Raw genomic sequence first — 18,010 nt, 5'->3', positions numbered from 1 at the left:
ACAATCAACGCGCCCCTGGCGGCGAATACGGCCCCACCTCCCCCGACGAGGATAATGTTGCCGGGATTCGATAGAGCGGCCATCGCTGCCGTCGGCCGATCAGGGGCGAGGGCCGGCTGTTACCTGACGCTCAGCGTCGTCGGTCGTGGAAAGAATTGCCGATACGTCGCGGCGGCTACTCGTCGAAGAGGCTGTCGACGATTCGCTCGGGGTCGAACGGTTCGAGGTCGTCGTAGTCCTGCCCCGTCCCGAGGAACAGAATCGGCTTGCCGGTGACGTGGGCCACGGAGATGGCCGCACCGCCTTGCGGATCGGCGTCGGCTTTCGTCAGCACCGCTCCGTCGATTTCCGCCGCGTCGTTGAACTCGCGGGCGCGATTGACGGCGTCCTGTCCGGCGACGGCCTCGTCGACGAAGATGGTCATGTCCGGGTCGATGTTCCGGTCTATCTTCTCCAGTTGGGCCATCAGGTCGTCCGAGGTGTGGAGGCGACCGGCGGTGTCGCCCAGCACCACGTCCACGTCGTTGGCCTTCGCGTACTCGACGGCGTCGTAGACGACTGCCGTCGGGTCCGAGCCCTGTTCGTGGGTGATTATCTTCTTGCCGAGGTTCTCGGCGTGCTTCTGGAGTTGCTCGTTCGCGCCGGCCCGGTAGGTGTCGCCGTTGGCGAGTACCGTCGACATGCCACGGTCCTCGAAGTACTGCGCCATCTTCGCGATGGTCGTCGTCTTCCCGACGCCGTTGACGCCGGTGAAGACGATGACGACCGGACTGTCTGCCTGCTGGACGCGCTCGTCGAAGTCGAACTGGCCGACGCTGATGACGTCGTACAGCGCCTCGCGAAGCGCGTCCCGGACGAGGTTGCCGGTACTCGACAGGCGGCGGCGGGTCTGGCCGGTGAGGTTCTCCTCGACGCCGGCCAGAATCTCGTTGGCGACGCTCATCTCGACGTCGCTCGACAGCAGAGCCAGTTCGAGGTCGTCGAGGTGCTTCTGGAGGTCCTCCTCCTCGATGACCGTCTTCCCGGTGGCCATTATCTTGGCCTTCTCGGTCAGACTGCGGCTATCGCCGTCGTCGGTCGCCTCGCTCTCGTCCGGTTCGTCGTCCTCGGCAGGTGCGTCGCTCTCGGGCGACGAGTCGGCGGGTTCGACGCCGCCCGGCGGTTCCTCGGCCGCCGTGTCGACGTCTGCGGTCGTCTCGGGTGACGCGACCGCCTCTGCCGTCGGTTCGACCGTCTCCTCGCCGGGTCCGCCCTCGGGAACGTGCTCGTCGGCGTCCGCCGCCACGGGGTCGTCCTCAGCGGGTTCCTCCTCGACGGCCTCCTCGTCGACGTCCTCTTCGACGTCGCTGGTGAAGCCGCTGAGTTTGTCCTTCAGTCCGTCGAACATGGCGGCCTTACTCGTCGCTCTGCTCTTCTTGCTGCTGTTGCATCATCTGTTGCATCTGCTGTTGTTGCATCTGCTGGGCCTGCTGTTCGAGTTCCTCCTTTTCGGTTTCGACTTCGGCGATTTCGGACTGGAGGTCCTCGATGCGGTCGTCCAGCGTCTCCTTTTTCGTTTCGAGGGAGCTAACAGCGCCCTCCTGGTCGCGTTCGGCGGCGTAGCCGCCACCCAGCGAGACGACGATTTCGTCGATGTCGTCGACGGTCGCACGGATGTAGGCGTCGCCGCCCACCGGGACCTGCACCGTCGACCCGGACTCCAGCGTCTCGATGGCCTCGATGGCCTCGTCGGCCTCGGTCTTTTCCTGTCGGAGACTCTCGATTTCGTTCTGGATCGCCTCGATCTCCTGGTCCATCTGCTCGATTTCCTGGGAGATCTGCTGCATCTGACCGCCGCCGCCACCGCCACCCATCATGCTGCCACCTCGTCGATGGTGATCTGGGTGCGCTTGAGGTTGTGCTGGGAGCCGAGGTTGCTGAAGATTCGCTCCTCGGCGACGTTCTCGTTCGGTGCCTCGACCTCTGTCTCGAACTCCTGGGGCCCGTCGCGGGCCGGGAAGCTACCGCGGACAGTGTACGTGCTCATACCATTCGGTGCGGGCAGGACAGGGAAGTATCTTCCCTTTCCTCGCGTTTTGCCCGACCGCTCAGTGTGTCTCGCGAACGCCGCCCGCAGAGACAGTCGACCTTTATTATCGTATGTAGCGTCGAACGGGACGAGACAGGTGGATCCCGACCGTTCACCGTTCGAGCGCGACGCGAGCAGTCGTTTGCCGCTGGAGCGACGGCTCTCGGAATCACACGCCGTGCTCTGGGCGGTCGTCATCCTCGCGTCGCTGTTCGACATCGTGACGACGATGGTCGGCCTCGAACGGGGTCTGACCGAGGGCAACGCCGTCGCACGGGCGTTCATCGAGACGTACGGCACGCCCGGCGTCGGCCTGCTGAAGTTCAGTGCGCTCGTCGTGGTCGTCGTCTGCTGGGCGTGGTTCGACGACCGGCGGGCGACGGCCGTCCTCACGGCGTTTGCCCTCGTGTCGCTTGCCGTCGTCGCGTCGAACGCGGTGACGCTGGCGTCGGTGTGAGTCGACCGGTCACTCCTCGCGGGCGGCGGCGATCATGTCGCCGCCACACTCCGGACAGGACGGCCGAAGCACGTCCGTCCTGTACTCACATTTCCGGCAGACGAGCACTTTCCGGCCTGTCGCAGACGACTCTCGCTGGACCATGGGCGAACGTTCACGCCGATAGATATTAACAGTTGATACGAAGGGGGCGAGCGAGTTTAGCCGGTCCCGGCCCAAGCAACGCACATGGCCACGACGTACGAGTGCGTCTGTGGGGCGACGCTCCGCTATCGGCAGGACATGACTCGGGAGCGGAGTGGGACGGGACGCACGTGGGTCTGTTCGGACTGTGAGATGCCCGTGCCGGGCGTCGTCGCAGAGCGACTCAGTCACCAGCACCCGTCGTGAGAAACGGCGAGCCGAACGGTCAGTCGATGTATCCCAGCGCCGCGTCGATACGGCCCAACTCCGGCCCGGAGGTGTCCGACCCGCAGACGTAGCCGTAGTCGTTGGCGACGAGGCCCGATCCGACGAGCGGTCCGCCGTAGTTGACGGTGCCGATGTCGGCGGGCACGTCGAGCAGGTCTTCGAGCGCGTCCAGTTCGCCGTCGGTCGCCTTCGGGTGACAGAGGACGCCGCTGTTGGTGGCGACGGCGGCGGTGCCGACGGTGTTGACGCCGGCGATGACGCCGCGTTCGACCGGAACGCCGAGACCGTCTCGCACCGCCTGAACGGCCTCCCGGGAGAGGTCCGGGTGGACGTACGCGCCCGAATCGTTACAGCAGACGACGTTGCCGGCCGCGTTGATGCGGCCCGGCAGTTCCGTCACCGGGACGTCGACGACGTCCTGAATGCGGTCGATTTCGGTCTCACGGACCCGCGAGGAGACGAGGAGCCCGTTCTCGTTCCCGGTCGCAAGAGCGCCGACGGTGGCCGAGCGGCCGACCGTCGTCTGGACGACCGGGACTTCGAGTTCCTCGCCGAGGTCCGCACAGAGCGATTCGTCTAAGTCGGGGCGGACCAGCACGCAGTCGTCGGTCGCACGGGCGAAGACACCGACGTACGACGATCCGGAGAATGCCGCGCGGAGCAACGTTATTCCGCGGTCTCGGCTTCTACGACTGCTTCGCCCTCTTCCTCGAATCGGGCGGCGCGCACGCGAAGCTTGCTCGGCGGATTCGAACGGCCCTTGGCCCACGTCGTCTCGTTGATCGAGGGGTCGATACGGACGGCGTCCTCATCGACGGAGAAGTGCTTTGCCAGGTGCTCGCGAACGAGTATCATCGCCTTGTCGGCACGCTTGTGCTTCGGTTCGGCTCGGGCGTCTCGGAGCGGAATCGTGACGACGCGCTCCTCGAAATCACTCGCGCTCATTATTCGTCAGTGTCGTTCCGCCGCCAGTGGCGACGCTTGTGGTTGCGCTGGACCTCCCGGTCGGTCTTGAGCATGACCCAGGCCGGGACGCGGCTGTTCTGGTTGTCGAGTTTGGCCAGGCGCTTCTTTTTGGCCTTCGACTTCTTACTCATGGTGTCCCGAGTGTTCCGCGCCACGACTTAAATTCCTTCCTTTTCCGGCCGCGCCGTGTGGCGGGACTCGAACGCAACCCGGCGTTATCAGGGCTTGTAAGCGGGCGCGTAGAATTAAGTAGTGAAATCAGTGACACTCAGTCGATGAAACGCCGGTCGGTACTACGAGCGTTTGGGGCAGGATTAGCCGCCGTCGGAGCCGGCTGTCTCGGGGGCGGTGGCGAGGTCATCGTGAGTATCCAGCAGGACGTCACCGTCGACCCGGGGAGTGCGTGGCTCGAAGAGGACATCCCCGACCTCTCGGACTCGGGCGGGTCCATCGAGTACATCGTTCGGTCGAAGACGCCGTTTGACGTCTACTTCTTCGCCGACGAGGCGGCGTTTACCGAGTACGACACCTACATCAAGGGCCGGGAACCGGACAGCACGCCGCCCGGCCACCCGAAGTTCAGCCAGACGGCACTGCCAAAGGACGGGTCGGACCTCTACGAGGCGTCGACGACGGACGGCGGCAACCGCGAGTCCGTCGATACCGCCGGGCCGTACTACTTCGCCGTCGACCACTCGAACTACCGGATGGAGACCCGCGTCGAGGAGTTCGACGACCCGCTGACGGCCTTCGTGGACCTGAAAGTCGTCCGGAAGCGCTCGCCGCTCTAGACGAGTGCCAGCGGAATCATCGAGAGCGCGCCGGTCGCGACGCCGGCCACCAGTTCGCGCTTCCCGCCGCCCTGCAGGCTCTCACCGTACTCCAGCGCCTCGGGGACGAACTCGGTGGCGACGAGGTACACCATCGCGCCCGCGGCGAACCCGAAGCCGAACGGGAGGAACTGCTTGGCCAGCGTGACGAAATAGTAGGCGATGACTGCACCCAGCGGTTGTGGGAGCGAGGAGAAGACGGCCCACCAGACCATCCGCCACTCGCTGATACCGAGCGACCGGAGCGGGATGGCGATGGCGGTTCCCTCCGGGATGTTGTGGATGGAGATAGCGATGGTCATGAACACGGCCAGTAGCGGGACGGCCGTCCCCGCGACCAGCAACGTCTCGCCCGGAGTGACGCCGTCCAGTCCGAGTTCCGCAAAGGAGACGCCGACGGCGACGCCCTCCGGAAAACTGTGGACGGTGAGGATGCCGAGGATGAGCAGGAGTTTCTTGAAGTCGGCCTGCTCGAACTGCTTCGGGTTGTGGTCGACGTCGTCTAACACTCGGTCCGCTCCTTCGACGAGAAGGACGCCAGCGAGGACGCCGGGCAGCAGAAGTAGCGCCCCTCCGTAGGCAAGCCCCTCCCGGACGAGGCCAAACAGCGACGCGGCGACCATGATGCCCGACGCGAGTCCCCACAGCACCACGTTCCAGCGGTCCGAAAACTCCTCTACGAGGAAGAACGGAATCGCGCCCAGCCCCGTCGCTAACGCCGTGAGGAGACCCGCGACGAAGACGAAGGCGACGTTCTCGAAGGCGACCATGCCGGAGCTACGAGAGTCGTCCTCATAACAATTATCACGAACCTGATTGTTTTTCGGTCGGCCTAGAGCCGGGGTCGGTCAGTCATAGTGTTACCGAAGAGACAGTACTGTACTCGGGACCGTCCGACCGCAGGACGCTCTCGGTGAGTCGTACCTCCTCGACCTGTAACCGGCCCACGTCGGGGTCCTCGTCCTCGACGACGCGCTGGACCTGCTCTTTCCCGCCGGCGTGGTCCATCCGGGCGATGGTCGCGTGCGGCGTGAAGTCGTGGTCCTCCGGGTCGAATCCCATGGCGACGGTGCGGTCCTCGATGGCCTCGTGGAGGGCCGTCAGTTCGGCGCCGCCGTGGCCCGCGCGCACGCCGACCCAGACGACGCTGATGTACTCCAGCGACGGGAACACGCCGAGACCGCCGAAGTGCGCCTCGAAGGGGCCGACGCCGCTGTCCGCGACCGCCCGTTCGAGTTCGGCCGTGAGGTCGTCGACGCGGTCGGGGTCGGTGTCGCCGAGGAACTTCAGCGTCACGTGGACCTGACCGGGGTCGGTGAACCGAAGCCCCGACGCGCCCTCGAAGCGCCCCTGTACGTCGCCCACGGCGTCTTCGAGGCCGTCGAGGTCGACGCTGACGAACAGCCGTTTGCTCATACTCGGCCGTACGCGGGCCGGCCACTTCGTCGTGGGTGGTCGCGACCGAACGGTTTACTCGCTGGGCCCCCACCGACCGGTATGGACGACGTCGCCCTCCTCCGTCGGACCGTCCGCCGCTGTACCGCCGTCGTGGTGACGATGCTCGGACTCGTGATTGCGGCCCTCGCCGGGTCGACGGCGTCGCCGTTCGGGGTCGCCATCTCGTTCGGCGCGCTCCTGTATCTGGCCGGAAGCCTCGTCTTCGTCCCCGAGTCGGACCGGGCGAACGACGACGAGAACGGCCCGGCAGACCGGAGTGAGTCCGGGACGTAGCCCTTAACCGCCCTGACCGTCAATCGGAACCTATGACAGACCGAGAGCCCGAGGACCACGAGTTCTCCGAGGGGCAAGGGTTCGACGACCCCTACGAGGGCTTCGACCTCGAACCCCCGGAGTTCGAGGTGGACCCCGACAAGGTCGACCCCGTCGACTCCCGCGTCGTGACGGACCTGCTCGACCGGCGGAACGTCTCGAACGACGCCGTCGACCCCGAGCAACTGCTCGACGTCGGCCTCGAGTACATGCACATCAACCGCCACGAACAGGCCGCCGAGACGTTCGAGCGGGTCGCCCAGTACACCGAAGACGACCACCTCGAACAGGAGGCCTGGACGAACAAGGGCGCGGCCCACGCCGAACTGGAGGAGTGGGACGCCGCCATCGGCGCGTACAAGGAGGCACTGAACGCCGAGGAGGACTCTGAACACGCCGCCACCGCCGAGACGAACCTCGCGTACGCGCTCTGGGAGTCGGGCCGCTCCGAACAGGCGCTCGAACACGCAGAGCGGGCGGTCGAAATCGACCCCCGCTTCGCCGAAGCGTGGTACAACCGCGGCTTCTTCCTGCTTGAACGCGGCCTCGCCGAAGACGCCGTCGAAGCCTTCGACAACGCCATCAGACTCGGCTTCCGCAACGCCGACGTACTGGAAGAGAAGGCCCGCGGTCTCGAGGAACTGGGCGAGTACGAGGAGGCCGAGGAACTGGCCGACGAGGTCAAGGAGATGCGCGAGAACGCCGAAGAGCAGTTGCTGGAATGATACTCAACGAGCGCGAAACCGACGAGGGACTGCTCGTCTCGGTCTGTGACCCGGACATCATCGGCGAGACGTTCGAGGACGGCCCCGTCTCCCTGACCGTCGACGAGGAGTTCTACGGCGGGGACAGCGTCTCCGAGGAGGAAGTGATCGACAGTCTCGCCCGGTGTAGCGTCGCCAACATCGTCGGCGAGGAAAGCGTCCACGTGGCCGTCGAACACGGGTTCGTCGACGAGACGAACGTCCTCGACGTCGACGGCACCCGCCACGCGCAGTTGCTCTGGCTCTGAGCGGGTCCCGACGCCTACGTCACCCGGATTCTGTCCAGTTTCCACCCGCCTTCCAGCACGACCAGCCGAATCGTCTGTGCGCCTCGGGCGAGATCCACCCGGGCCGTGACCTCTCCCCACCGGTCCCACCCACCGGTCGGGTCGAACCGGATCCGCGTCCGTGGCTTCCCGTCGACGGCGATGCCCACGCCGCCACCGCCGAATCCGTCGGCCGCGGCGACCCGTAGCGTCACGTCGTGTGGCCCGGCCTCGCGCGCGTCGACGGCGTAGGTCAGCCACTCGTCGGTGACCAGCAGGTCGGTGTCACCACCCGTGGCGAGCGGGGCATCGTCGTAGCGCCAGCGGCCGTCGTGGTGGTAGATGCGGTACGCGCCGACCGGAATCGTCCCCGGGAGTTCGTGCCGGCGCATCTCCGGTTGCTCGTGGGCGCCGTCGCGCCGGCCGTGCCACTCGTGGCCGTGTTCGGCCCGGTCGGTACGCACGCGGGTAACCGGTCCTTGTTCGTCCGTCTCTGGGTCCCCCATAGTGCACTGTCCCACACCGACAGCGACCATTGTATTGTGGCAACTAACCACACAGTAGACGGTGACTACGCGCTCGCCGACGAAGGGTTAGGCGAACCGAAGGAAAGTTGCCCGTCCAGCCCGTGTGTTCCGTTAATGGGACAGACCGATATCGAGCCGCTCGACGTCGAGGCCATCCGCGAGGAGTACCCCATCCTCCAGCGGGAGTTCGATGGCGAGCAGGTCGTCTACCTCGACAACGCGGCGACGACACAGACGCCCGAACCGGTCGTCGAGACTATCGCCGACTACTACCGGACGACGAACGCGAACGTCCACCGGGGCCTCCACCAGTTGAGTCAGGAGGCCTCCATCGCCTACGAGGACGCCCACGACCGCGTCGCCGAGTTCATCGGCGCCTCCGGGGAGCGCGAGGAGATCGTCTTCACGAAAAACACCACCGAGAGCGAGAACCTCGTCGCCTACGCGTGGGGCATGAACGAACTCGGCCCCGAGGACGAGGTGGTGCTGACGGAGATGGAACACCACGCCTCGCTCGTGACGTGGCAGCAGATCGCGAAGAAGACCGGCGCTACCTGCCGGTACATCCGCGTACAGGAGGACGGCACGCTGGACATGGACCACGCCCGCGAACTCATCACCGACGACACGGCGATGGTCAGCGTCGTCCACGTCTCGAACACCCTCGGGACCGTCAACCCCGTCTCCGAACTCGCCGACATCGCCCACGATCACGACGCTTACATCTTCGTCGACGCCGCCCAGTCGGTCCCCAACCGGCCCGTCGACGTGGAGGCCATCGACGCCGACTTCCTCGCCTTCTCGGGCCACAAGATGGCCGGTCCGACCGGCATCGGCGTCCTCTACGGCAAGAAACACATCCTCGAAGAGATGGAGCCGTACCTCTACGGCGGGATGATGATATCTAAGGTCACTTTCGAGGACTCGAAGTGGAACGACCTCCCCTGGAAGTTCGAGGCCGGCACGCCCGTCATCTGTCAGGGCATCGCGCTGGCGGAGGCCTGTGACTATCTGGACGACATCGGCATGGAGGCGATTCGCCGCCACGAGAACGAACTCGCCCAGTACGCCATCGAACAACTGGAGGGCGAGGGCGACATCGACATCCTCGGCCCCCCCGCCGGCGTCGAACGCGGCGGCCTCGTCTCCTTTAACCTCCAAGACGTCCACGCCCACGACCTCTCCTCGATCCTCAACGACTCGGCCGTCGCCATCCGCGCCGGCGACCACTGCACCCAGCCCCTCCACGATAAGTTGGGCGTCGCGGCCTCCGCGCGGGCCTCCTTCTACGTCTACAACACCCGCGAGGAAGTCGACAAACTAATCGACGCCATCGACGACGCCCGGCAGCTGTTCGCGTAAGGCGACGGCACACAGCAGTGAGCGGACAGACGGGCGACTCGCTCGTATAGGGGTTCGGAGTGGCCTCGAACAGCGAGCGTGGCACCGGTCAACGGCGCCGCCGCCCGACCATTCAAACCGTGGCGGCACGAACCCCGGCGCATGGCACTCGACGACGTCGACCTCGACTACGTGCGGCTGGGCGAGACGGGGCTCTCGGTCAGCGAACTCTCCTTCGGGACGTGGCGGTTCGGGCGAGAGACAGCCGACGGGACGCTCGAAATCGGCGCGGAGCGCGCCCACGAACTGCTCGACGCCTACGAGGCGGCCGGCGGCCGGTTCATCGACACCGCCGACGTGTACGGCGGCGGCGACAGCGAGGACTGGATCGGCGACTGGCTGACCGAGCGTGACCGCGAGGAGTACGTCCTCGCCTCCAAAATCTACTGGCCGACCCGCGAGGACGACCCGAACGGCCGCGGCCTCGGCCGGAAGCACATCCGCCGGAACATCGACCTGATGCTCGACCGTCTGGGCACGGACTACCTCGACGTGTTGTACATCCACCGCTGGGACGAGGACACGCCGGCCCGCGAACTGATGCGGACGCTCACCGGCCTCGTCGACGACGGCAAGGTGAACTACCTCGGGGCGTCGACGTTCGAACCCAACGCGTGGCGCGTCGCGCAGGCCAACGAACTCGCCGAGCGCGAGGGGCTGGAACCGTTCACCGTCTCACAGCCGCGCTACAACCTCGTCAACCGGGAGGTCGAAGGCGACTACCTCGATATGTGTGCGCACTACGGACTGGGCGTCTGTCCGTGGAGCCCGCTGGGACAGGGCGTCCTGACCGGGAAGTACGACCGCGCTGACCGCGACACCGACGCCTCGGCCGGCCGGAGCGAGGACTGGAAAGAGTCGTATCTCACCGACGAGAACTTTCACGTCGTCGACGAGGTGCGGGCCGTCGCCGACGAAGTGGACGCCACCCCGGCACAGGTGTCGCTCGCGTGGCTCATGCACCACGACAGCGTGGCCGTGCCGCTCGTCGGCGCTCGCACGGTCGAGCAACTCGAAGAGAACCTCGGTGCGGCCGACGTCGACCTCTCCGCCGAACAGTTCGAGCGACTGGCCGAGTCGAAGGCCGGCCCCTACGAGAACATCTGAACGGCCTGCCGTCAGGTCTCGCCCCACACCCACCGGCTTCGCTCGATGGCCTCGTCGAAACGCACCATCGACTCGTCGAACGTCTCCGTGTCGGCGTCCGCGTGTTCGACGGCGATCTGCCGAGCGTGTTCGAGTACGCCGCGTGCCTGCTCGTAGACGGCAGTCGCGCCCTCGTCGTCGGGGTGGACCCCGTCTGTCAGTCGCTCGGCCTCGGTGTGGAGCGCGTCAGCTAACTCGGCGGCGACCGATCGGAGGTGTTCGGCCAGTCGCTCGGACGGCGTATCGGCGTAGCGCGAGCGCGCGTCGTCGGCCAGCGCGAGTCGCCCCTGAATCCGCTGGGACGCCCGCAGAGGGTCCTCGTAACGGTCCGTCTCGTCACGGTACGTCTCGAGCGTCTCGCGAGCGCTGTCCAGTGCCGCCCCCATCTCGCGCCAACTCTCGGCGGTTCGCTCTATGTAGGCACCCACCGCCTCGGCGTCCCCGTCCGACGGCGAGATGGAGATGCGCTCCTCGTCGACCGTCTCGACGACGAGCGCGGATTCGAGCAGCGAGGACCGGTGTACGACAGCGTCGACCTCGGCCAGCGGCACGGCGATGTCGACCGACGAGAGGGCACCGTCGTCGGCCACGAAGAGCACGCGTCGGTCGGTCGCCAACAGGAACGACCGCCCGTCGCGTCGCGGCGCTATCGACTCTGCCCGCCCCTCGTGAATCCGCTGGATAGGGTTCAAACTCGTCAGGACGTGCGCTGCCGTCTCGTCGTCCACGAGCGTTTCTGACAGCCCGTCGACCGTCTCGTCGGTCGGTCCCCCCGGACCCTCCCCGCGAGACACCGTCCGCTTCGATGCCTCGATGATGTTCTCGAACATCCGAATATATTGCAGTCATCTCCACTATTAATTATATATGTCGGACTCCGATGCCGAGATGGAGACACGGCGCCGGTCGCCGTTCGTGAGTTTCCACTGAGACGGCGGCGGGACGCCCCACAGGAGACGGCGGTCCGTCGAGGCCCGCTCTCTGTGCGAACACCTGCCTCGGAACGCTTTTCCGACGGAATGCCGTACCTGTTTCTAACAATGGGTATCGGCGGCTCAGACATGTACCGGCAGCAGATTCTCGACCACTACAAGAACCCTCGCAACACCGGCGAACTCGAGGACCCGACGTTCACACACGTGGGTGAAAACCCGATGTGCGGCGACGAGATACGAATGGACGTCGTCCTCAGCGAGGACGAAGAGACGATCGAGCGCGTCGTCTTCCGCGGTGACGGCTGTGCCATCTCACAGGCGTCGGCGTCGATGCTCACCGAGAAGCTCCACGGCATGTCCGTCGACGAACTGCAGGAACTGGACCGCGACGACGTCGTCGACATGCTCGGGGTCGACATCTCCCCGATGCGCATCAAGTGTGCCGTACTGGCCGAGAAGGTGGCACAGGACGGCGCAGAGATCTACTTCGGCGAGAAGGACCTCGACAAGACGACGACCGAAGACGACGACTGATCACAGCAGCGACGGCCGCGGCAGGAGTCGTGCCCGGCACCGCTGGCACGCGACGATACCGTAGTGGTCGAGACACTGGTGTTCTTCCCCGCAGAGTTCACATTCGAGTCGGTCGCCACGCTGTCCGTCCGACCCGAACGGGGTCGTCCGCCGTTCGCTACTCCGCCGAATTGAGGGGAGCATTCCGTGGTCGAACGTAGCGCGTGCTGGCGTATAAGTAGCCGCCCTATGCAGTGTACGGGTAGCTTCTGACCGTTCGGTCGCGTCACGAGTGGCGGTATCACGGGTCGAGAAGGTTTATCGATTCGGACTCGGTGCGTCCGTGTATGACCGACGGTAACGACTGGAACCCCGACGACTACGACGACGGCCACGGCTTCGTCTACGAGTACGGCAGTGACATGTTGGACCTGCTGGACCCGAAACCGGGTGATCGGATCCTCGACCTCGGCTGTGGGACGGGCCATTTGACGGCCGACATCGCCGACACCGGCGCCGAGACGCTCGGCATCGACGCCTCGGCGGAGATGGTCCGGCAGGCCCACGAGGCCTACCCATCGCTCGACTTCGAGCAGGCCGACGCCCGAGCGTACGCGCCAGCGGGGTCGTTCGACGCCGTCTTCTCGAATGCGGCACTCCATTGGATTCCCGGGACAGACCACGATGCCGTGCTGTCGACCGTCGCCGACGCGCTGACCGCCGACGGCCGGTTCGTCGCGGAGTTCGGCGGCCGCGGAAACGTCCGGCACATCACCGACGCGCTCGAAGCCGAACTCGCCGAGCGTGGCTACGAGGTGGACCACCCGTGGTACTTCCCGAGCATCGGCGAGTACGCGCCGCGACTCGAGTCCGCCGGGTTCGAGGTCCGGTTCGCGCGGCTGTTCGACCGGCCGACGACGCTAGACGGGGGCGATACCGGCCTCCGCGAGTGGGTCGGGATGTTCGGTGACGAGTTCTTCGAGAACGTCGCGGCCGAGGAGCGCGAGCGAGTGCTGGACGCGGTCGAAGACCGGTTGCGGGGAGCGTTGTTCGAGGCCGACAGCGAGACGTGGACCGCGGACTACCGGCGGCTTCGGTTCGTCGCCACGAAGTGACCGCACACGGCGAGGCGACGACCGCTGGGTCAGACCGGGCGGAGGTGGTCGTCGCGGGGTTCCCAGAGCGCCCCGGCCATCCGCAGTTCGGACAACGTATCGAGCGTCTCGCCGACGGTCCACCCCTGTTTGCTCGTCGTCGCGGCGACGATGCCGACGGGGATACCCCGTTCGAAGTACTCGTCCAGCGCGGCGAGGACGGGACTGAGGCCACCGTCGTCCGGCGCCTGCGTCACGGCGGGGTGGTCGGCGAAGACCCACGCGACGTCGCCCCCGGTGAGGCGGCGTCGGCGGCGGTAGAACTCGACGACGTCGTTGGCCGTCGACGCCTCGATGCGTTCGCCGGTCTTCGTACACCGCGCGATGAACGGGACGGAGTCCTGTTGGCTCATGTCTTCTCAGGCCTCGTAGGCTTCCTGTGCCAGCCGGTGTAGCTTGTGGACGGTGTGTTCGTTCGGCCCGAGTTGGGCTTGTGCCAGCGCCCCCGACTCGAGCCCCTCGTACTGCCGCTCGACGAGTTCGAAGTCCTCCTCCTGTAGTTGGCGACTCGTCTGGACGAACTCGCGTTCGTCCTCGGACATCTCGGCGGACTCGAAGTAGTAGTCGGCGACGAGTTGGAACCGCCCCTCGTCGATGGGGTCGATGATGTACGTGCCGTAGCCGTCGGCGGTCCCGTACATGTTCACCGTGAAGTTCGGCCAGAAGTAGTAGAACGTCGCCTCGTGTTCGTCGTGGATGCGCATCTCGTCGTCGACGTCCTCGGCGTGAGTGTAGTGCAGAACCCAGTAGTAGTCGTTGACTTCGAGTTCGGAGTCGTTCAGTTCGACGCCGGAGATCCAGTCCTGGTGGTTGGCGTGGCAGTGGTCACACTCGGAGTAGTTGCCGGCGAACGTCTTCCAGTTGCACTCGACTTCGGAGACGTAGCGGGCGGCGTGTTCGTACTCGCCGAGCGGCAGGGCCTCCAGTTCGTCTTTCAGCGTGCCGGCTTGTTCGGCCAGCGGCATCGGGTCCTCGGCGAAGTTGAGGAAGACCAGCGGGCCGATGCGGTCCGTCTCGACCTCTCGGAGGCCGTTCGCCTCCGGGTCGAGTCCACACACGTCCGCGTCGTCTAAGTCGGGGTTGAGGCCGGCCTCCTCGAAGCTCTTTGGCGTACTCGTGAGGTCGCCGTCGAGGTCGTAGGTCCACATGTGGTACGGACACCGGATGCGGCCCATGTTTCCGGGGTCGGTCATCGGCGTGTCCTCGACCATCTTCGAGCCGCGATGTGCACAGACGTTGAAGAACGCGCGCACCTCCCCCTCGGCGTCGCGGACGACGATGACCTGTCTGTCCCCGACCGTCCGGGTGAAGTACGCCCCCTGTTCCTGTATCGCGTTGGCGTGGCCGGCGTAAACCCAGTACTCGCCGAATATCTTGTCTTTCTCCATCACGTGGACTGCGGGGTCGGTGAAGTACCGCGCCGGGAGCGCGTTCGCCTCGTCGGTGATGTCGGGACTGACGGCCTCTACCTCGTCGTTCGTGGTGTTCCACCGCGTCATACGTCGAATCATATGCCCAACAGCCCCATGTGACTTCACCACAGATGACACGCTATTTAAGTACCACACGGCGTCGGCGGGCCGCGCTCACTCGTCGAGGAGGACGTCTTCGACGAGTTGTCGCGTCCCTCGACGGAGGCGACCGCCGACGGCGGTCGGACAGATGCCGAGACGGTCGGCCAATTCGGCCTGTGTCGTCTCGCGTGGCTCCTCGAAGTACCCGCGCCGATACGCCTCGGTCAGCGCGCGTCGCTGTTCCTCACTGACGGCCGTCACAGCGGTGTCGGTCATCCCGTGCTGGTCGTAGACGCGGATCAGTTCGAAGGCGATTCCCTCCGACCGGCAGTACTCCCAGAGTTCGGCGATGGCCTCCCGGTCGGGCAGTTGCAACCGGAGTCGCCACCCGGCGTCGGCCGTCCGCGCCTCCAGTACTAGCCCGCCCAGTTCCGTGACCTTCGGGGAGAGGAGTTGCGTCTCCGAGCGGTGTGTGAACCGATACAATCGGGCGCTATCGGACTCGGAGACGACCATCGCCTCGGCGACCGTCTCGTCCCGTTCGACGGCCGCGTCGAAGCGGTCGAACTCGCCCGACTCGCTCCGGACCAGAAAGAAGAACATCGACGTCTCGGGGTCGGTCATCGAGTTCGTTACGACGCGTACGTCTACCGACGGCACCCGCTCGATGGCGGGCGCCAGCGTCAGCCTCTCGTGTTCGATTCGGATGGCAGCAATCAGGCACATGTGACACTCCACGCGGCTGGGTGGTGTAGCGAGACAGGCGACGCACGGCCGTCACCCCGCCACAGCGGCCGCCTCGTCGGGTCGAACGAACCACACCTGCCGAGACGGTTCCCGCTCTGACCGGTCGAACGTCCGGATCCGACGCGACAGGTGTGGTTTGCGTTCACATAGACAGCGAGACGACCGGTTCGTGAATCACTCTTCAGACGTATTATTTCAGGCCTTTATACCGACCGCCGGAGTCGTCGGCGCGGACACCCGACCGGGGCGTCGCTCGTCGTCGCGCCGAACCGAAAGACGTCGTCGTACTCGGCGGCCGAGACCCCCAAATCGCGCCGGAGCGCGGATAGCGGCTCGAACGGCGACTCGTCGGGGCTCAGGCCAGAAAGACGTGTCGCGGCCGGTCGGCCAGCACGTCCCGTCCCCAACTGACGGTATCGGAGAAGGCGTCCGAGCGGAAGAACGCCATCGCGTCCTCCTTGCTGTCCCACTGACTGGCGATGAACATGTCGTTCCCGTCGTCGCGGTTGGCGAGCAGCGCCGTCTCGCGGTGGCCGTCCATGTCCGCCAACAGGCCGCCGACGGTGTCGAACTTCTCGACGAAGTCCTCGCGGTGTTCGGGTTTGACGGTGTAGAACATCCCCATCGTCCCGAACCCGTCGCTCTCGCCCTGCCGACGGACGACGTCGGGCAGGTCCGTGAGGTACTCACTGGCCGTCTCGGCGGCGTCTTCGGTGTCCCACAGCGAGGCGACGGCCGTGGTGTCGGCTCGCGGCTCGTCGCCGCTCGTATCCGAGGCGCTACGCACCTCGCTGTCCATGTACACCGTCGTCCGAACGTGGGTGTCGTAGCGGTCGAAGGCGCTCCGGAGGTCCGCCACCTCGTCGGCCAGTTCGTCGGGGTCGGCCTCGGAGTAGACGACCAGCGCGTAGACGTCCTCGCCGTGTGGCTGGCCGGCGTAGACACCCTCGGCTTCGAGTTGCTCGCGGATGGACTGGGAGGACGCCGCGGCCTGTTCGTGGTCCCCGCCGTCGTCCGCGGCGTCGCCCTCTCCCAACTGGCCGCCGAGTCGCTCCTCGACGCCCGCTAAGTCACCGAGGAACCCGGCGGCCGTCTCGGCGGCTTCCTTCGCCGTCCAGATGCTGACGACGTAGGTCTGGCCGCTCTGGGCGCGGACCGTCGTCGTGACGTGGCGGTCGTAGTGGTCGAAGCTCTCGCCGAGGTCCTCCACGTCGTCGACGATGTCCTCGGCGTCCGCCGAGGAGTGAAAGACCAGCGCGAAGTCGCCCGCGTCGTAGGCCTCGCCCTCGTGGAGGCCGAGACGGCCGACTCGCTGGGCGGCGTCGTCTATCTCCTCGAAGTCGCCCGAGACGTCCGGCCGGCCGCCGCTGTGACCCGAGTCGTCGTCCTCGTCGCTCGTCGGATGGTCGGCGTCGGCGCTCTCGCCGCCGTGTGGGTGGTCGCCCTCGCTCGCGCTCCCGGGATGGGCGCCGCCGTGGTCCTCGGCGTCCCCGGCGTGGGCGTGCCCGCCGCCCTCAGCGTGCGCGTCGGGCCGTCCTTGCCCGCCGCCCTCGGCGTGCGCGTCGGGCCGTCCCTGCCCGCCGCCCTCGGCGTGCGCGTCGGGCCGTCCCTGCCCGCCGCCCTCGGCGTGCGCGTCGGGCCGCCCCTGCCCGCCGCCCTCGGCGTGTGCGACCGCCTCCGCCGTGACGGAGTCCGCACCCGTGGGGACTCGCTGACCGGCGAGGACGGCCGGGAGGTCCGTCGGGTCGAAGCGCCGCCCGACGTAGAACGGCCCGAACTCGGCGAACTTCGAGGTGGAGGGGTCGAAGCGCATCTCGGTCAACAGTTCCTTGATGTTGGTCATGTGTTCACTCCAGAGAGTGATACCCCACTCCCAGTCGTCGAAGCCGATAGACCCGCAGATCATCTGGTTCACGTCGCCGCCGTAGCCCCGGCCGATGTCGCCGTGACGCTTGATGTGGGCGGCACGCTCCTCGAAGGACGTGTCGTACCAGTTCTGCTCTGGGTCCCGGCGCTTGCTCATCGGGTAGAAACAGACGAACTCCTCGTCGGGTACCTCGGGGTGGAGACGGGCCTGAATGTACTGTGCGAGGCCGGAGTCGTCGTCGACGTCGCCGTCGAAGTACTCGCGGGACTTCTCGGTGTACCCCGAGGCCTCGGTCACCGAGACGTAGGAGTACTCACGTTCGGTGAACTGTGCGAACTCCGTCTGCTCGAAGTGTCGCTCGGCGGCGTCTAAGTCGCCCATCGTCGGCCGGAGGTGTAGAATCATGATGTCGGCCTTGTGGCCCAACACGGTGTAGACGGCCGTCTGGCCCTCCTCAGCGTCTTCGATGGCCTCGTACGCGGCGAGGAAGTCGATGCCCTCAGAGAGCGCGCGGTCACGGACTCGCTGGGGGGCCTCCCGCCAGGCGTCCCAGTCGATGCGCCGACAGTCGTGCAGCACGTACCAGCCCTCTTCGGTCTCCGGGGGCTTCCGTTGGTCCATATCGGCGGGTTACAGTTCGACAGTAAGGAAACTTCCCATGTCGGCTAGCGGAT

General features: G+C 66.2%; 25 protein-coding genes. 10 read left to right on the top strand and 15 right to left on the bottom strand.

Translation table 11 applies throughout. From position 1 onward, the window contains the following. Positions 1–175 precede the first annotated feature (175 nt). From ftsY to rpl18a, 3 genes are read right to left on the bottom strand one after another with little or no spacing between them, the layout of a single operon-like run. The gene (gene ftsY / locus IEY28_RS07425; RefSeq protein ID WP_188995959.1) at positions 176–1,387 is read right to left on the bottom strand and encodes a signal recognition particle-docking protein FtsY; all 1,212 of its coding nucleotides are present in this window, start codon (positions 1,385–1,387) and stop codon (positions 176–178) included. Between the two features lie 7 nt (positions 1,388–1,394). Further along, positions 1,395–1,856: a prefoldin subunit alpha gene (gene pfdA, locus IEY28_RS07420; RefSeq protein WP_188995957.1), complete on the bottom strand. Its 462-nt coding sequence runs from the start codon at positions 1,854–1,856 to the stop codon at positions 1,395–1,397. After that, positions 1,853–2,026, bottom strand: coding sequence for a 50S ribosomal protein L18Ae (gene rpl18a, locus IEY28_RS07415; protein WP_188995955.1), 174 nt, complete (start codon positions 2,024–2,026; stop codon positions 1,853–1,855). The genes pfdA and rpl18a overlap by 4 nt, the downstream gene beginning before the upstream one ends. 139 nt (positions 2,027–2,165) lie before the next feature. Here rpl18a and IEY28_RS07410 point away from each other — a divergent pair, with 139 nt between their 5' ends. After that, complete coding sequence (locus IEY28_RS07410; protein WP_188995953.1) at positions 2,166–2,525, top strand: DUF5658 family protein; 360 nt, start codon at positions 2,166–2,168, stop codon at positions 2,523–2,525. Positions 2,526–2,534: 9 nt separating this feature from the next. On the opposite strand, the gene IEY28_RS20585 is transcribed toward IEY28_RS07410, so the two are convergent. Then, positions 2,535–2,669 carry a zinc ribbon-containing protein gene (locus IEY28_RS20585; RefSeq protein ID WP_220639397.1) on the bottom strand — a complete coding sequence of 45 codons (135 nt, stop codon included), beginning with the start codon at positions 2,667–2,669 and terminating at the stop codon, positions 2,535–2,537. Positions 2,670–2,753: 84 nt separating this feature from the next. Here IEY28_RS20585 and IEY28_RS07405 point away from each other — a divergent pair, with 84 nt between their 5' ends. After that, the gene (locus IEY28_RS07405) at positions 2,754–2,915 is read left to right on the top strand and encodes a hypothetical protein (protein WP_188995951.1); all 162 of its coding nucleotides are present in this window, start codon (positions 2,754–2,756) and stop codon (positions 2,913–2,915) included. A 19-nt stretch (positions 2,916–2,934) separates the two neighbouring features. Here IEY28_RS07405 and IEY28_RS07400 read toward each other — a convergent pair whose 3' ends face one another. The 3 genes from IEY28_RS07400 to IEY28_RS07390 are packed head-to-tail and all read right to left on the bottom strand — an operon-like array spanning position 2,935 to position 4,033. Next, complete coding sequence (locus IEY28_RS07400) at positions 2,935–3,600, bottom strand: translation initiation factor IF-6 (protein WP_188995949.1); 666 nt, start codon at positions 3,598–3,600, stop codon at positions 2,935–2,937. 2 nt (positions 3,601–3,602) lie between these two features. Further along, a complete protein-coding gene (locus tag IEY28_RS07395; RefSeq protein WP_188995947.1) occupies positions 3,603–3,881 on the bottom strand; it encodes a 50S ribosomal protein L31e in 279 nt (92 codons plus the stop codon). Continuing rightward, positions 3,881–4,033 (bottom strand): 50S ribosomal protein L39e, encoded by a 153-nt coding sequence (locus IEY28_RS07390; protein WP_166966678.1) that lies wholly within the window; start codon positions 4,031–4,033, stop codon positions 3,881–3,883. The genes IEY28_RS07395 and IEY28_RS07390 overlap by 1 nt, the downstream gene beginning before the upstream one ends. Positions 4,034–4,177: 144 nt before the next feature. Here IEY28_RS07390 and IEY28_RS07385 point away from each other — a divergent pair, with 144 nt between their 5' ends. Next, positions 4,178–4,693 (top strand): hypothetical protein, encoded by a 516-nt coding sequence (locus IEY28_RS07385; RefSeq protein WP_188995945.1) that lies wholly within the window; start codon positions 4,178–4,180, stop codon positions 4,691–4,693. On the opposite strand, the gene IEY28_RS07380 is transcribed toward IEY28_RS07385, so the two are convergent. Further along, on the bottom strand, positions 4,690–5,502 hold the full coding sequence (locus tag IEY28_RS07380) for a ZIP family metal transporter (RefSeq protein ID WP_188995943.1): 813 nt from the start codon (positions 5,500–5,502) through the stop codon (positions 4,690–4,692). The two genes, IEY28_RS07385 and IEY28_RS07380, sit on opposite strands and share 4 nt — an antisense overlap. Positions 5,503–5,584: 82 nt before the next feature. Next, positions 5,585–6,148: an RNA 2',3'-cyclic phosphodiesterase gene (gene thpR / locus IEY28_RS07375; RefSeq protein WP_188995941.1), complete on the bottom strand. Its 564-nt coding sequence runs from the start codon at positions 6,146–6,148 to the stop codon at positions 5,585–5,587. A gap of 81 nt (positions 6,149–6,229) precedes the next feature. On the opposite strand from thpR, the gene IEY28_RS07370 reads away from it, so the two are divergent. Genes IEY28_RS07370 through IEY28_RS07360 form a run of 3 tightly spaced genes read left to right on the top strand, consistent with a single transcriptional unit; the run spans position 6,230 to position 7,514 of the window. Next, positions 6,230–6,463, top strand: coding sequence for a hypothetical protein (locus tag IEY28_RS07370; RefSeq protein WP_188995939.1), 234 nt, complete (start codon positions 6,230–6,232; stop codon positions 6,461–6,463). 32 nt (positions 6,464–6,495) lie between these two features. Further along, the gene (locus tag IEY28_RS07365) at positions 6,496–7,227 is read left to right on the top strand and encodes a tetratricopeptide repeat protein (RefSeq protein ID WP_188995938.1); all 732 of its coding nucleotides are present in this window, start codon (positions 6,496–6,498) and stop codon (positions 7,225–7,227) included. Beyond that, positions 7,224–7,514, top strand: a complete 291-nt coding sequence (locus tag IEY28_RS07360; RefSeq protein ID WP_166966689.1) for a DUF424 domain-containing protein — start codon at positions 7,224–7,226, stop codon at positions 7,512–7,514. Before IEY28_RS07365 ends, IEY28_RS07360 begins: the two co-directional genes overlap by 4 nt. Before the next feature lie 14 nt (positions 7,515–7,528). Here the strand turns inward: IEY28_RS07360 and IEY28_RS07355 are convergent, their stop codons facing one another. Then, positions 7,529–8,038, bottom strand: a complete 510-nt coding sequence (locus tag IEY28_RS07355) for a carbohydrate-binding protein (protein ID WP_188995936.1) — start codon at positions 8,036–8,038, stop codon at positions 7,529–7,531. A gap of 135 nt (positions 8,039–8,173) precedes the next feature. Here IEY28_RS07355 and IEY28_RS07350 point away from each other — a divergent pair, with 135 nt between their 5' ends. Continuing rightward, the gene (locus IEY28_RS07350) at positions 8,174–9,421 is read left to right on the top strand and encodes an aminotransferase class V-fold PLP-dependent enzyme (RefSeq protein WP_188995934.1); all 1,248 of its coding nucleotides are present in this window, start codon (positions 8,174–8,176) and stop codon (positions 9,419–9,421) included. 141 nt (positions 9,422–9,562) lie between these two features. Then, entirely contained in the window at positions 9,563–10,567 is a 1,005-nt protein-coding gene (locus tag IEY28_RS07345; protein ID WP_188995932.1) for an aldo/keto reductase, read from the top strand. Between the two features lie 11 nt (positions 10,568–10,578). On the opposite strand, the gene IEY28_RS07340 is transcribed toward IEY28_RS07345, so the two are convergent. After that, positions 10,579–11,436, bottom strand: a complete 858-nt coding sequence (locus IEY28_RS07340) for a hypothetical protein (protein WP_188995930.1) — start codon at positions 11,434–11,436, stop codon at positions 10,579–10,581. Positions 11,437–11,646: 210 nt separating this feature from the next. Between IEY28_RS07340 and sufU the strand changes: the two genes are divergently transcribed. Both sufU and IEY28_RS07330 read left to right on the top strand, forming a co-directional pair. Next, on the top strand, positions 11,647–12,075 hold the full coding sequence (gene sufU, locus IEY28_RS07335; RefSeq protein ID WP_188995928.1) for a Fe-S cluster assembly sulfur transfer protein SufU: 429 nt from the start codon (positions 11,647–11,649) through the stop codon (positions 12,073–12,075). 326 nt (positions 12,076–12,401) lie between these two features. Further along, positions 12,402–13,169 carry a class I SAM-dependent methyltransferase gene (locus tag IEY28_RS07330; protein ID WP_188995926.1) on the top strand — a complete coding sequence of 256 codons (768 nt, stop codon included), beginning with the start codon at positions 12,402–12,404 and terminating at the stop codon, positions 13,167–13,169. Positions 13,170–13,198: 29 nt separating this feature from the next. Here the strand turns inward: IEY28_RS07330 and IEY28_RS07325 are convergent, their stop codons facing one another. The 4 genes from IEY28_RS07325 to IEY28_RS07310 all read right to left on the bottom strand — a co-directional run bounded on the left by IEY28_RS07325 (position 13,199) and on the right by IEY28_RS07310 (position 17,957). Continuing rightward, complete coding sequence (locus IEY28_RS07325) at positions 13,199–13,561, bottom strand: hypothetical protein (RefSeq protein WP_188995924.1); 363 nt, start codon at positions 13,559–13,561, stop codon at positions 13,199–13,201. A 6-nt stretch (positions 13,562–13,567) separates the two neighbouring features. After that, positions 13,568–14,707 carry an aromatic ring-hydroxylating oxygenase subunit alpha gene (locus IEY28_RS07320; RefSeq protein WP_188995922.1) on the bottom strand — a complete coding sequence of 380 codons (1,140 nt, stop codon included), beginning with the start codon at positions 14,705–14,707 and terminating at the stop codon, positions 13,568–13,570. A gap of 87 nt (positions 14,708–14,794) precedes the next feature. Beyond that, the gene (locus IEY28_RS07315; protein WP_188995920.1) at positions 14,795–15,448 is read right to left on the bottom strand and encodes a helix-turn-helix domain-containing protein; all 654 of its coding nucleotides are present in this window, start codon (positions 15,446–15,448) and stop codon (positions 14,795–14,797) included. 376 nt (positions 15,449–15,824) lie between these two features. Beyond that, positions 15,825–17,957, bottom strand: a complete 2,133-nt coding sequence (locus IEY28_RS07310) for a heme-binding protein (RefSeq protein ID WP_188995918.1) — start codon at positions 17,955–17,957, stop codon at positions 15,825–15,827. Positions 17,958–18,010 lie beyond the last annotated feature (53 nt).

Source organism: Haloarcula pellucida (assembly GCF_014647235.1).
Taxonomy (GTDB): Archaea; Halobacteriota; Halobacteria; order Halobacteriales; family Haloarculaceae; genus Haloarcula; species Haloarcula pellucida.
This window is presented reverse-complemented; position numbering and strand designations above follow the sequence as displayed.

Excerpts from the sequence above, each read along its gene's own strand:
- ftsY (WP_188995959.1), bottom strand. The coding sequence starts at position 1,387 with ATGTTCGACGGACTGAAGGACAAACTCAGCGGCTTCACCAGCGACGTC.
- pfdA (WP_188995957.1), bottom strand. The coding sequence starts at position 1,856 with ATGATGGGTGGCGGTGGCGGCGGCGGTCAGATGCAGCAGATCTCCCAG.
- rpl18a (WP_188995955.1), bottom strand. The coding sequence starts at position 2,026 with ATGAGCACGTACACTGTCCGCGGTAGCTTCCCGGCCCGCGACGGGCCC.
- IEY28_RS20585 (WP_220639397.1), bottom strand. The coding sequence starts at position 2,669 with ATGGTCCAGCGAGAGTCGTCTGCGACAGGCCGGAAAGTGCTCGTCTGC.
- IEY28_RS07405 (WP_188995951.1), top strand. The coding sequence starts at position 2,754 with ATGGCCACGACGTACGAGTGCGTCTGTGGGGCGACGCTCCGCTATCGG.
- IEY28_RS07395 (WP_188995947.1), bottom strand. The coding sequence starts at position 3,881 with ATGAGCGCGAGTGATTTCGAGGAGCGCGTCGTCACGATTCCGCTCCGA.
- IEY28_RS07390 (WP_166966678.1), bottom strand. The coding sequence starts at position 4,033 with ATGAGTAAGAAGTCGAAGGCCAAAAAGAAGCGCCTGGCCAAACTCGAC.
- IEY28_RS07385 (WP_188995945.1), top strand. The coding sequence starts at position 4,178 with ATGAAACGCCGGTCGGTACTACGAGCGTTTGGGGCAGGATTAGCCGCC.
- IEY28_RS07380 (WP_188995943.1), bottom strand. The coding sequence starts at position 5,502 with ATGGTCGCCTTCGAGAACGTCGCCTTCGTCTTCGTCGCGGGTCTCCTC.
- thpR (WP_188995941.1), bottom strand. The coding sequence starts at position 6,148 with ATGAGCAAACGGCTGTTCGTCAGCGTCGACCTCGACGGCCTCGAAGAC.
- IEY28_RS07370 (WP_188995939.1), top strand. The coding sequence starts at position 6,230 with ATGGACGACGTCGCCCTCCTCCGTCGGACCGTCCGCCGCTGTACCGCC.
- IEY28_RS07365 (WP_188995938.1), top strand. The coding sequence starts at position 6,496 with ATGACAGACCGAGAGCCCGAGGACCACGAGTTCTCCGAGGGGCAAGGG.
- IEY28_RS07360 (WP_166966689.1), top strand. The coding sequence starts at position 7,224 with ATGATACTCAACGAGCGCGAAACCGACGAGGGACTGCTCGTCTCGGTC.
- IEY28_RS07355 (WP_188995936.1), bottom strand. The coding sequence starts at position 8,038 with ATGGGGGACCCAGAGACGGACGAACAAGGACCGGTTACCCGCGTGCGT.
- IEY28_RS07350 (WP_188995934.1), top strand. The coding sequence starts at position 8,174 with ATGGGACAGACCGATATCGAGCCGCTCGACGTCGAGGCCATCCGCGAG.
- IEY28_RS07345 (WP_188995932.1), top strand. The coding sequence starts at position 9,563 with ATGGCACTCGACGACGTCGACCTCGACTACGTGCGGCTGGGCGAGACG.
- IEY28_RS07340 (WP_188995930.1), bottom strand. The coding sequence starts at position 11,436 with ATGTTCGAGAACATCATCGAGGCATCGAAGCGGACGGTGTCTCGCGGG.
- sufU (WP_188995928.1), top strand. The coding sequence starts at position 11,647 with ATGGGTATCGGCGGCTCAGACATGTACCGGCAGCAGATTCTCGACCAC.
- IEY28_RS07330 (WP_188995926.1), top strand. The coding sequence starts at position 12,402 with ATGACCGACGGTAACGACTGGAACCCCGACGACTACGACGACGGCCAC.
- IEY28_RS07325 (WP_188995924.1), bottom strand. The coding sequence starts at position 13,561 with ATGAGCCAACAGGACTCCGTCCCGTTCATCGCGCGGTGTACGAAGACC.
- IEY28_RS07320 (WP_188995922.1), bottom strand. The coding sequence starts at position 14,707 with ATGACGCGGTGGAACACCACGAACGACGAGGTAGAGGCCGTCAGTCCC.
- IEY28_RS07315 (WP_188995920.1), bottom strand. The coding sequence starts at position 15,448 with ATGTGCCTGATTGCTGCCATCCGAATCGAACACGAGAGGCTGACGCTG.
- IEY28_RS07310 (WP_188995918.1), bottom strand. The coding sequence starts at position 17,957 with ATGGACCAACGGAAGCCCCCGGAGACCGAAGAGGGCTGGTACGTGCTG.